The sequence below is a fragment of the Hydrogenophaga sp. genome, from assembly GCF_018780075.1.
Taxonomy (GTDB): domain Bacteria; phylum Pseudomonadota; class Gammaproteobacteria; order Burkholderiales; family Burkholderiaceae_C; genus Hydrogenophaga.
The window spans coordinates 116,462-128,261 of sequence record NZ_JADMKB010000003.1 but is presented as its reverse complement, the minus strand read 5'-3'; the positions used below and the strand labels follow the sequence as shown (position 1 = coordinate 128,261).

Genomic DNA, 11,800 nt, shown 5'->3' with positions numbered 1-11,800 from the left:
TCACTGTTTGGGCAGACCCAGATTGCGGATCATCGAGCCCCACTGGTCGTAGGTGGCCTGGGTCAGCGTCGCGAACTCCTGGGGTGAGTTGCCACCCGCCTCATAACCGCCATCACGGTAGAACTTGACGATGTCGGGCATGGCCAACACCTTGACGAGCGCCTCGTTCAGCTTCTTCAACACGGCTGGTGGCATGTTGGCCGGACCATAGAAGCCAAGCCAGCTGGGCAGGTCGAGACCGCTGTATCCCTGTTCGGCGAAGGTCGGTACGTCGGGCAGGGCACTGATGCGCTGCGACGCTGCGATGGCCAGAATCTTCACCTTGCCGCTCTGCGACGCGATGATGGCCGAGGGGGCCGAGTCGAACATGTACTGGATCCGACCACCAATCAGGTCTTTCGCCGCGTCGGAACCGCCCTTGTAGGGCACGTGCACAGAGTCGATCTGCGTCTGCCGGGTGAAGGCCTCTCCATAGATGTGGGATGACGTGCCCAGCCCAAACGAGGCATAGCTGGTCTGGCCTGGACGGGTCTTGATGTGTGCGACCAGTTCGCGCACGTTGTTGGCGGGCACGGTGGTGCTCATGGACAGCACCAGCGGTCCCCGTCCACCCACGGTGATTGGGGTGAAGTCCTTGAACGGGTCGTAGGGCACTTTGGCGAAGGTGTGGGGGTTCTGCGTCAGGGTCGAAGAGGGTGCGTACATCAGTGTGTAGCCGTCTGGCGCGGCACGCGCCACCTCACTGGCCGACAGCATGGTGCTGGCGCCGGGGCGGTTGTCCACGATCACATTGGCATCCAGCACCTCGCCCAGCTTCTGGGCCACAGCGCGCGCCTGTGCATCGGTGCCCCCACCGGCGGTGAAGCCGACCACGATGCGGATCGAACGGCCCTTTTGCGGGAAGTCCTGTGCCCAGGTTGGCAAAGAAGCGCCCAGCAGGGCGGCCACACCCACCAGCGCTAGGGCTTGGCGGCGGGTGCGTGAGCCCGTGCGGGTGGGGGTGACAGTGGCAGCGGGGCGCGTGGGGTTGGACATGGAGTCTCCTGGTTGGGTTGCTTGAATATTGAACTGTATGTCCACTAAAAAATGAATCAATCGATTTTTATCGGTGTTTACCCCAGTAAATTCAAAAGTACATTGTAAAAATGGAAAGAAAGTCCATAATTCAACAAAACCCACAGGAGAGACGAGTGACAACACAGACCCTGACACGCACCGACGAGCGCTTTCTGACGTCCGACGTGTTTGACCGCGACCAGCGCGTGCCACGCCCCGTCCACGGCGACTGGGATGAGCCGGGCAAGCGCATTCCGATCTATCACCGTTGTGGCGTGCTCGTGGTGGGTGGTGGGCCTTCGGGCACGGCGGCAGCAGCGGCGGCGGCGGCGGCCGGTGCGGACGTGGCGCTGCTTGAGCGCTACAACCACCTGGGCGGACTGTCCACCGGTGGACTGGTGATCTGGATCGATCGCATGACCGACTGGGAAGGGCATCTGGTGGTGCGAGGTTTTGCCCAGGAGCTGTTTGAACGCCTGCCGGCCGAGGCGGTTGCCGGCCCTGCTCGCGAGGACTGGGGTTCACAGAACACGGACAAGGCCGGGTACTGGTCGCACCGCACCGCCGGGTTTCACGGCGTCGTGACCTGGTCGCCCACCATCGATCCGGAACGCCTGAAGCTGCTTTCGCAGGAAATCGTGATCGAGCGCGGCGTCAAGCTGATCTACCACTCCTGGGCGGCCACCCCCATCGTTGAGGGCGGGACGGTCAAGGGCGTGGTGTTTGAAAGCAAGGAAGGGCGCATGGCGATCATGGCCGACGTGGTGGTGGACGCCACCGGCGACGGCGACCTGTTCGCGCGCGCCGGCGCTGCCTTCGTCAACGACATCGAGCAGGCCGACGTGCACCACTGCATGAACACCTCGTGGTTGTTCGGCGGCGTCGACATGAACCGTTGGATCGACTTCAAGACCCAGCGACCCGACGACCACGCCGCCTTCATGGCCCGTGGCCGCGAGGCGCTCAAACTGTTCGAGCGGCCCTTCGTGTCCTGGCGCAACGACATCGCGCTCTTCATGGGACCGCGTCAGTCCGGCTATTCGGCGCTGGACGTGGACGACCTGACGGCGGTGGAGGTGCGCTCGCACCGGGCGATGGCCGCCCATCTGGACTATTTCAAGGCCCATGCGCCTGGCTTTGAAGATGCCTATCTGTTACAGAGTGCACCGCAAATCGGCGTGCGCCACGCCCGTCGGCTGGTGGGCACGGACGGGGTCTGGCGTCACCGCTGGCCCGATGGCCAGGCCCTGCCGGACGAGGTGGCCGTGTCGCCAGCGGTGTCACCCAAATTCCCCAACATCTCCATTCCCTACGGTGCGTTGGTGCCCCAGGCGCTCGATGGGTTGCTGGCCTGCGGTCGACACATTTCCTGCGACCGCAACTCGCATGGCTTCATGCGCGAAATTCCGCAGTGCTGGCTGACCGGCCAGGCCGCGGGCGTGGCGGCTGCGCTGGCCGTGGCCGGAGGCGTGCAGCCTCGCGCGGTGGACATCGCCCGGTTGCAGCAGGGATTGCTGGCGCAGGGTGTGTATCTGCGGCCGGGCGCGACCGTCGCGCTCACGCAGTCCGCGCTCGCCGCCTGAATCGCCCCCCGGTTCGCCCTGCGCCGCATCCGCCCCGTACCGCCCTAGGCCACGCAAGGAGACATTGATGAACGCCCCCGCTTCACCTGCCGGTACCCGGCCCCAGCCCACGCGCGCACTGCGCAGCAACTTTCCCCGCGGCTCCTATCTCTGGTCGGTGCGCAACGCGCAGTGGCGCGCACTCGGCATTCCCGAGGCGGATTGCGAGAAGCCCAAGATCGCCATCGTCAACTCCAGCAGCGAGCTGGCCAGTTGTTTCAGCCATCTTGATCAGGTGGCGGCCGAGCTCAAGAAAGCCCTGCGCGCGGCCGGGGCCGTGCCCTTCGAGATCCGCACGGCCGCGCCCAGCGACTTCATCACCGGCGCCGGCGCGCGTGGCGCCTACATGCTGGCGGCGCGGGACCTCATCACCAACGACATCGAGGTGGCGGTGGAAGGCGCGCAGCTCGATGGCATGGTCTGCCTGACCTCCTGCGACAAGACCGTGCCCGGCCAGCTGATGGCTGCGGCCCGGCTGGACATTCCAGCGCTGCTGGTGCCCTGCGGGTACCAGGCCAGCGGCAGCTACCAGGGGCACCATTGCGACATCGAGGAGGTATTCATCGGCGCCATGCACGTGGTGTCCGGCGCGCTGGATCGCGACACGCTGGTGGGCATGAGCCGCGAGGCCATCCGTTCGCCGGGCGTTTGCTCGGGCATGGGCACGGCCAACTCCATGCACATCGTCTGCGAGGCGCTGGGCATGGCGCTGCCGGGCAGCGCGCCCGTGGCCGCGATGAGCGAGCGCATGATGGCCGACGTGCAGCGTGCCGGCGCGCGCATCGTGCAGATGGTCTGGGAAGACCTGCGGCCGCGCGCGATCCTGACGCCGGGCGCCTTCGCCAACGCCGTGCGCGCCGTGCTGGCCGTGGGCGGCTCGGTGAACTGCGTCAAGCACCTGCAGGCCGTGGCCACCGAGGCGGGGCTGGACTTGGATGTGTACCGCCTCTTCGAGGAGCTGGGTGCCGAGGTGCCGGTGCTGGCCGGCGTGCGTCCCGTGGGGGTGCACAGCATCGAGCAGTTCGAGGCAGCCGGCGGCTGCCAGGCCGTGCTCAAGCAATTGACGCCGCAACTGGACACGCGGGTGCTCACCGTGACGGGCCGCACCTTGGCCGCCGATCTGGACGACGTGTCGGTGCGCGACCCGGAGATCATCCGCCCGCTGGACCGCCCCGTGGCCGCGCGCCCGGCCATCGTGGTGCTGCGCGGTTCCCTGTGCCCCGACACGGGCATCGTCAAGACAGGCATCCTGGAACGCAAGAAGCGTCGTTTTGAGGGGCCGGCCATCTGCTTCGACACCAGCGACGCGGCCCTCGCGGCCCTCAACGAGGGCCGCATCCAGCCCGGCCACGTGGTCGTCATGCGCGGTGCCGGCACGCGCGGCGGCCCGGCCATGGGCGGCGGCGCCTCGCGCGTGGTCTTCGCCATCGATGGCGCGGGGCTGGGCGATCTGGTGGCGCTGGTGACCGATGGCCACCTTTCGGGTCTGGTCTGCAAGGGATTGGTGGTGGCCGAGGTGGCGCCCGAGGCGGCGCTGGGCGGGCCGCTGGCGCTGGTGCGCAATGACGACCCGATCGCCATTGATCTGGATACCCGGTGCTGCGACTTGCTGGTGGACGACGCCGAGATGCAGCGTCGCCACGCCGCCTGGACCCCCGCGCCACCGCAGTTCGACCGCGGCTGGCTGCAGATCTACCGCAACAACGTCAGTGCGCCCGCCCGGGGCGCCGTGCTGGTCAAGTGAGTGAAGCCGTGATTCAACCGAGGAGACACACCATGAAAAAAGCCACTTTCGTCATGCACCGTCGTGCCCTGCTGGCGCTGGCCGGCGCAGCCGCTGCGCTGGTCTTGCCCACGACCGCCTCGGCGCAGACCTATCCCGACAAAACCATCCGCCTGATCGTTCCCTTCTCGGCCGGCGGTGGCGCCGACACGATTGCGCGCGTCATCGCCAAGGGCCTGGCGGCCCAGGCCGGGCAGCCGGTGGTGGTGGACAACAAGCCCGGCGCCGAGGGCATCATCGCCGCGCAGGAGGTGCTGCGGTCCGCACCCGACGGCTACACCTTCATGCTGGGCACCAACACGGCGATGGTGGCCGTGCCGGCCTTGCGCCCCAATCCGCCCTACGACCCCTTCACGGCCTTCACGCCCCTGACCACGGCGGGTGAGTTTTCCATGTTCCTGGCCGTGTCGCCCGCACTGCCCTCGGGCAGCCTGAAGGAATTCCTCGACCACGTGGCGGCGACCCCCAACAAGTACAACTCGGGCTCCAGCAACAGCGCTTCGGAACTGGCGATGCTGCAACTGCTGGCCAACCGCGGCACCAAGGTGGTCAACGTGCGCTACAAAGGTGACGCCCAGGCCATGACGGACCTGGTGGGCGGACAGATCCAAATGATGTTCTCCACCGGCACGCTGGTTCCCGGCTTCGCCAAGGACAAGAAAATCCACCCGCTGCTGACCTTGTTGCCCGAGCGCAGCCCCCTGCTGCCCGAGGTGCCGACGGCGGCCGAGCTGGGGCTGGGCGCGGTCACGATCACGCCTTGGGCCGGCTTCTTCGGTCCCGCGAAAATGCCCGCCGTGATCGCCGAGCGGCTCAGCCAGATGCTGCGCCAGGCGCTGAGTCGCCCTGAGGTGCGCGAGCAACTGGTGGCGCAAGGCTTCTCGGGCTACGGCATGACGCCGGCCCAGTTCGCGGCCTTCCATCGCAAGCAGTGGGACGCCTTCACGACCACGGTGCGCGAGAACAACGTCAAGTTCGAGTGAACCACGCAGGAACCACCATGGACGAGGGTGCGCGGGAGGGGCCGTCCAAGGCCATGCGGTCGCCGCGCAGCCGTCCTGCCTCGTTGCACAATCGCCCGACCATGACCGCATCCCACACTCCACGCGCCAAGAGCGCCGACACGGTCAGCGCACTCGAGCGCGGCCTGGCGGTGTTGCGCAGCTTCTCAGAAGATCGCCCCCAGCTGGGCCATGCCGAACTCGTGCGCCTGACCGGCATTCCACGACCGACCGTCACCCGCTTGGTGGCCACGCTGGTGGGCGCCGGCATGCTCAAGCCCGCGCCGGTGGCCGACCGCTTCATGCTCGGGCCGGGCGTGGTGTCGCTGGCACGCGTGTTCCTGGGAAGCCTGGACGTGCGCGGCGTGGCACGGCCCTACCTGCAGTCGCTGGCCGAAGAGGTGGGTGTCTCCACCTACCTGGCGGTGCGCGATGGCATGGAGATGGTGATCATCGAGGCTTGCCGGCCGCGCACGTCCATGTTGGCGGCGCGGCTTGACGTCGGTTCGAGAGCGCCATTGCCGGTGTCTGCACTGGGCCGAGCCTTCCTGTCCGCAGTGGATGAACCCCAGCGCCAGCAGCTGATCGACTCGCTGCGCCTGCAGCGCGGGCCTGAATGGGACAGCGTGGCGCCTGCGATGCATCGCGCCATCGCCGAAGCGCGCGACCTGGGCTACTGCCTTTCGCTGGGCGAGTTTCACCGCGAAATCAATTCGGTGTCGGTCGCCCTGATCGGTCCGAGCGGTGAGGTCATGGCGCTGAATTGCGGCGGCGCGGCCTTCATGTTCACCGAGCAACGGCTGCGTGAGGAACTCGCCCCGCGGCTGCGCACCATCGCGCAGGCCATCGCACACGCCATTGGTGGTCACTTGCCCGCGTTGCCGTAGCCCCAGACCATCCCCCTGGACTTCATCGAGACCCCTGCCATGCACCTCAGCGACGAAGAGAAAGCCATGTACGACGGCCGCGACGGCCCAGCCGTGCAGAAGGCGATGGACCTGCTGGTGCGCTACGGCGAAGCGCTGGATGCCGAGCGCCTGGTGGAGACGAACAATGTCTGCGCCACGATCACCTCCACCACGCCGTTCCAGCGCGACTTCGCGCAAGCCAAAGGCGGCATGGACGCGGTGTTCTCCGAATTCAGCCTGGACAGCCAGGAGGTGGTGGCCATCCCGAAGTTCAAGACCTTCACGAGTCACCTGCAGCTCGGCTTCGATCCGGGTCAGCCCGAGCGCATGGGGGTGAGCGAGGAAACCGTGCGGTTCTATGAGAAGAGCGAGCGCCACGCCGCCGGCCTGGGCGCTCAGATCATGAACACCTGCACCCCGTACCAGTTGGGCAACATCCCGACCCGGGGTGAGCACTGCGCGTGGATGGAGTCTTCGGCGGTGATCTACTGCAATTCGGTGTTGGGGGCGCGCACCAACACCGAAGGGCGTGAGAGTTGCGGCGCGGCCATGCTGACCGGGCGCATTCCCTACTGGGGCTACCACTTGCCCGACCACCGCCTCGCCACGCACGTGGTGGAGCTCGACGTCGAGATCGAATCGGTGCAGGACTGGGGCCTGCTGGGCTATTTCATCGGTGAACACGTGCAGGAGCGCGTGCCCGTGGTGCACAGCCGCCGTGGCATCGCCCGGGTGCCCAATTTGCCCCGGCTCAAGCACTTCGGTGCGGCCGCCTCGTCCTCGGGCGGGGTGGAGATGTACCACATCGTCGGCGTCACGCCCGAGGCGCTGACCCTGGAACAAGCGCTGGGCGGCCAGGCGCCGCGCGAAGTGCTGCGCTACGGCGAGGCGGACCGCCGTCGGACCTACGAGAAGCTCAACACCACCGCGACCTCGGCCGACATTCAGTACGTGATGCTGGGCTGCCCGCACTACACCATCGAACAGATCTGGGAAGCCGCCCAATTGCTGGAAGGGCGCAAGGTGCACCCAGACTGCGAACTCTGGATCTTCACGCCGCGGGCCATCAAGGCCCTGGCCGACCGCAATGGTTACACCCGAATCATCGAGGAGGCTGGCGGCATCCTCATGTCAGACAGTTGTTCGGCCATGAGCCGCGCTGTGCCCAAAGGCACGCGAACCGTGGCGCTGGACTCGGCCAAGCAGGCGCACTACCTGCCGGCCATTCTCGGGATACAGGCCTGGTTTGGCACGACCAGCGAATGCATCGACGCGGCCTGCACGGGCCGTTGGACAGGGGGACTGCAATGAGCGCCGCCCGGCCGTTCCGAAGGTGTTCAGTCCCGCAGTGCGCAGCACGGAGGGTTGCCCCATGAGCGCGATCCATGTGTCTCCTGCCGCAGCCCCTGCCCCTGTGATCGTCATCCGTGGTCGCAAGGTGGTGGGTGGCGTGTGCGAGGGTGAGGCGCTCGTCACCCGCGACCGCATCTCGGGCTGGGGGGGCATCGACCCCCGCACCGGCAGCGTGATCGAGACCCGCCACGAGCTGAAGGGCCAGAGTTTTGCGGGCAAGGTGCTGGTGTTTCCCGGCGCCAAGGGCTCTTCCGGCTGGTCGGCCATGTTTCACATGACCCGTCTGCTCAACAGCGCTCCGGCCGCCTTCCTGTTCAATGAAATGACCACCAAGATGGCGCTGGGCGCCGTGGTCACCCATGCGCCGGCCATGACGGATTTCGACCGCGATCCGCTCGATTGCATCGAAACAGGCGACTGGGTGCGGGTCGACGCCGACGCCGGCGTGGTGGAAATCACCAAGCGCGCCTGAGGGAGCGGAGCCCCCGAAGGGCGCGAGGACGGCTGGGGTAACATTTCGGGCCTCCATCCGATACTCGTCAGGGTCTCCCTTTGCGTCTCAATTCGATCAAGCTCTCGGGCTTCAAGTCCTTCGCCGAGCCGACCAACTTCCTGCTGCCGGGGCAGCTCGTGGGCGTGGTGGGGCCGAACGGCTGCGGCAAGTCCAACATCATGGACGCCGTGCGCTGGGTGCTGGGCGAGTCCAAGGCCTCCGAGCTGCGTGGCGAGTCCATGCAGGACGTGATCTTCAACGGCACCAACAACCGCAAGCCGGCCAGCCGCTCCAGCGTGGAGCTGGTGTTCGACAACGCCGATCACCGCGCCGGTGGCCAGTGGGGCCAGTTCCTGGAGATCGCGGTCAAGCGCGTGCTCACGCGCGACGGCACCAGCAGCTACTACATCAACAACCAGCCGGTGCGCCGCCGCGACGTGCAGGACGTGTTCCTGGGCACCGGTCTGGGCCCGCGCGCCTACGCCATCATCGGCCAGGGCACCATCAGCCGCATCATCGAGAGCAAGCCCGAAGAGCTGCGCCTGTTCCTCGAAGAGGCCGCCGGCGTCTCCAAATACAAGGAACGCCGTCGCGAAACGGCCCACCGCCTGACCGACACGCGCGAGAACCTGACGCGGGTGGAAGACATCCTGCGCGAGCTCAACGCCAATCTCGACAAGCTGGAGAAGCAGGCCGAGGTGGCCGCACGCTACAACACCCTGCAGGCCGGCGCGACGCTCAAGCAGCACCAGCTCTGGTTTCTGAAGCGCAGCGAAGCCGAGGCCGACCAGATCAAGGTCAAGACCGATGCCGCGCAAGCCATCAACGACCTCGAATCGCGCACGGCCGACCTGCGCCGGGTCGAGTCCGAGCTGGAAACCATCCGCCAGGCGCACTACGCCGCCGGCGATCAGGTCAATCAGGCGCAGGGCAAGCTCTACGAAGCCAGTGCCGAGGTGGGCAAGCTCGAAGCCGAAATCCGCTTCGTGATCGAAGGCCGCACCCGCGTGGAGCAGCGGCTGGCGCAGCTGAAAGAACAGATCGCCTCGTGGTCCACCCGCAGCGAGGACGCGGGCGTCGAGCTGGAGCAGCTGGCCGAAGCCATGGTGGACGCCGAAGAAAAATCGGTCGTGCTCGCGGCCCAGGGCGAAGAGCAGGCCGGGGCCTTGCCCACGCTGGAAGACAGCCTGCGCCAGGCGCAGAACGCGGCCAACGAGCAGCGCAGCAGCGTGACCCAGGTGCAGCAACAGATCCAGGTGCTGGCTGCCGAACAACGCAACATCGAAGAGCAGAGCCGGCAGCTGACCCAGCGCCGGGAGCGCCTGGCGGCCGATCGCAACGCCTTGGCCGCGCCCGACGAAGCCAGCCTGCTGCAATCCCAGAACAACCTGCAGCAGGCGCTGCAGGCGGCCGAGATGGCCGATGCCATCCTGCACGAGCTGCAGGACAGCGTGCCAGAGCTGGACGAACACCGCCGCGCCGCGCAAACCGCCGTCAACCAGGAGTCGGCGAAACAGGCCGACCTCTCGGCACGCATGGAAGCGCTGAAAGCGCTGCAGGAGAAGGTCAAGACCGACGGCAAGCTCAAGCCCTGGCTCAGCAAACACGGTCTGGACGGCCTGCAGGGTCTGTGGAGCCGCATCCATGTGGAAAGCGGCTGGGAAAACGCGCTGGAAGGCGCCTTGCGCGAGCGCCTGGGTGCGCTCGAGGTGTCCCGTCTGGAGATGGTGCGGGCCTTCGGCAACGACGCTCCGCCCGCCAAGCTGGCCTTCTACAGCCCGCCGGCGGCCGAGGTGTCGGCACCCGTTCGCCCGGGCCTCAAGCCGCTGGCCGACTGGCTGCGCCTGAACGACGCGGGCCAGAAAGCGCTGCTCGCCGACTGGTTGAGCGGTTGCTGGAGCGCGGCCAACCTCGACGAAGCCATGGCCCAGCGCGCCCAGCTGCAACCTGGTGAAGCCATTTACGTGCCTGCGGGTCACGTGGTCACCGCGCACAGCGTGAGCTTCTACGCGCCCGACAGCGAACAGGCCGGCCTGCTGGCCCGGGCCCAGGACATCGAGAACCTCGACAAAAGCGCCAAGGCCCAGATCCTGATCGCCGAGCAGGCGAGGGCGGCGCTGATCCGTGCCGAGGCCGCCTACACCGACGCCTCGCAGCGGCTGGTGATCGCGCGCCGCGAGGGAGCCGAAACGCGCGGTCGCGCGCACGAGCTGCAGGTGGAAACCCTGCGCCTGACCCAGCTGGCCGAACAGACCCGCGCCCGCAGCGAACAGATCGCCGCCGACCTGGCCGAAGTCGACGCCCAGCTGGACGACCTGCAGGAACGCCGCGTCACCGCCGAAGCCCGCTTCGAAGAGCTGGACATGCAGCTCGCCGACAGCCAGGAGCGCCACGCCCAGCTCGACGACAAGGTGATCGCCGCCGAGCGCGCCCTCAATGCCGCGCGCGAGCAGCAGCGCGGTCTGGAGCGCCAGGCGCAGGAAGCCACCTTCACCCTGCGCAGCCTGCAGGCGAGGCAGGGCGAACTGCAGCGTTCGCTGGAAACGGCGGCCTCGCAGGAAAAGTCGCTGGCCGATGAAGAACGGCGCGCCGCCGAGGAACTCTCGCGCCTGAGCGCCGCGGCGGCCGAAGCCGGGTTGCAGAACGTGCTCGCCGTGAAACTCGAACGCGAACAGACCCTGGGGGCCTTGCGCAGCGAGTACGACGGCCTCACGGCCCAGCTGCGCGCCAGCGACGAGCACCGCCTGAAGCTGGAACGCGAGCTTGACCCGCTGCGCCAGCGCATCACCGACTTCCAGCTCAAGGAACAGGCAGCGCGCCTGGGCGTGGAGCAGTACAGCCAGCAGCTGGACGAAGCCCAGGCCGATCTGGCCGCGGTGGCGCAGAGCATCACCGAAGGCAATGTGCGGTTGGTGGGTCTGCAGAGCGAGATCGACCGTTTCCACCGCGAGATCCAGTCGCTGGGCGCCGTCAACCTCGCGGCACTCGACGAACTCACCGCGTCGCGCGAGCGCAAGACCTTCCTCGACGCGCAGACGGCCGACCTCGTCGAAGCCATGACCACGCTCGAAGACGCGATCAAGAAGATCGACGCAGAAACCCGCGACCTGCTGGGCAGCACCTTCAACACCGTCAACGAGCACTTCGGCCGCATGTTCCCCGAGCTGTTCGGCGGTGGCAACGCGAGGCTGGTGATGACCGGCGAAGAAATCCTCGACGCGGGCGTGCAGGTGCTGGCGCAGCCGCCGGGCAAGAAGAACCAGACCATCCACCTGCTCTCGGGTGGCGAAAAGGCGCTCACCGCCATCGCGCTGGTGTTCGCCATCTTCCAGCTCAACCCGGCGCCGTTCTGTCTGCTGGACGAGGTGGACGCGCCGCTGGACGATGCCAACACCGAACGTTATGCCCGACTGGTGACGAGCATGAGCAAGCAGGGCACCCAGTTTCTGTTCATCAGCCACAACAAGATTGCCATGGAAATGGCCGAACAACTGATCGGCGTGACCATGCAAGAGCAGGGCGTTTCGCGTATCGTCGCGGTGGACATGGAGTCCGCCGCCGGCATGCTCGAATCCGCCTGATCC

The 11,800-nt window shown here is 67.1% G+C and carries 8 protein-coding genes; 7 read left to right on the top strand and 1 reads right to left on the bottom strand.

Annotated elements, in window-relative coordinates:
- The gene (locus tag IV088_RS00730; protein WP_291096632.1) at window positions 1–1,035 is read right to left on the bottom strand and encodes a tripartite tricarboxylate transporter substrate binding protein; all 1,035 of its coding nucleotides are present in this window, start codon (window positions 1,033–1,035) and stop codon (window positions 1–3) included.
- A gap of 155 nt (window positions 1,036–1,190) precedes the next feature.
- Here IV088_RS00730 and IV088_RS00725 point away from each other — a divergent pair, with 155 nt between their 5' ends.
- From IV088_RS00725 to smc, 7 genes are all read left to right on the top strand, one after another.
- Window positions 1,191–2,639, top strand: a complete 1,449-nt coding sequence (locus IV088_RS00725; RefSeq protein ID WP_291096630.1) for an FAD-dependent oxidoreductase — start codon at window positions 1,191–1,193, stop codon at window positions 2,637–2,639.
- Window positions 2,640–2,706: 67 nt separating this feature from the next.
- A complete protein-coding gene (locus IV088_RS00720) occupies window positions 2,707–4,422 on the top strand; it encodes a dihydroxy-acid dehydratase (RefSeq protein WP_291096628.1) in 1,716 nt (571 codons plus the stop codon).
- 32 nt (window positions 4,423–4,454) lie between these two features.
- Window positions 4,455–5,444: a tripartite tricarboxylate transporter substrate binding protein gene (locus IV088_RS00715; protein ID WP_291096626.1), complete on the top strand. Its 990-nt coding sequence runs from the start codon at window positions 4,455–4,457 to the stop codon at window positions 5,442–5,444.
- Window positions 5,445–5,545: 101 nt separating this feature from the next.
- Window positions 5,546–6,349: an IclR family transcriptional regulator gene (locus IV088_RS00710; protein ID WP_291096624.1), complete on the top strand. Its 804-nt coding sequence runs from the start codon at window positions 5,546–5,548 to the stop codon at window positions 6,347–6,349.
- Window positions 6,350–6,388: 39 nt separating this feature from the next.
- Complete coding sequence (locus IV088_RS00705) at window positions 6,389–7,681, top strand: aconitase X catalytic domain-containing protein (RefSeq protein ID WP_291096622.1); 1,293 nt, start codon at window positions 6,389–6,391, stop codon at window positions 7,679–7,681.
- Window positions 7,682–7,742: 61 nt separating this feature from the next.
- On the top strand, window positions 7,743–8,195 hold the full coding sequence (locus IV088_RS00700) for a DUF126 domain-containing protein (protein WP_291096621.1): 453 nt from the start codon (window positions 7,743–7,745) through the stop codon (window positions 8,193–8,195).
- A gap of 80 nt (window positions 8,196–8,275) precedes the next feature.
- Window positions 8,276–11,797, top strand: coding sequence for a chromosome segregation protein SMC (gene smc, locus IV088_RS00695; protein WP_291096619.1), 3,522 nt, complete (start codon window positions 8,276–8,278; stop codon window positions 11,795–11,797).
- The last annotated feature ends 3 nt before the right edge of the window (window positions 11,798–11,800 follow it).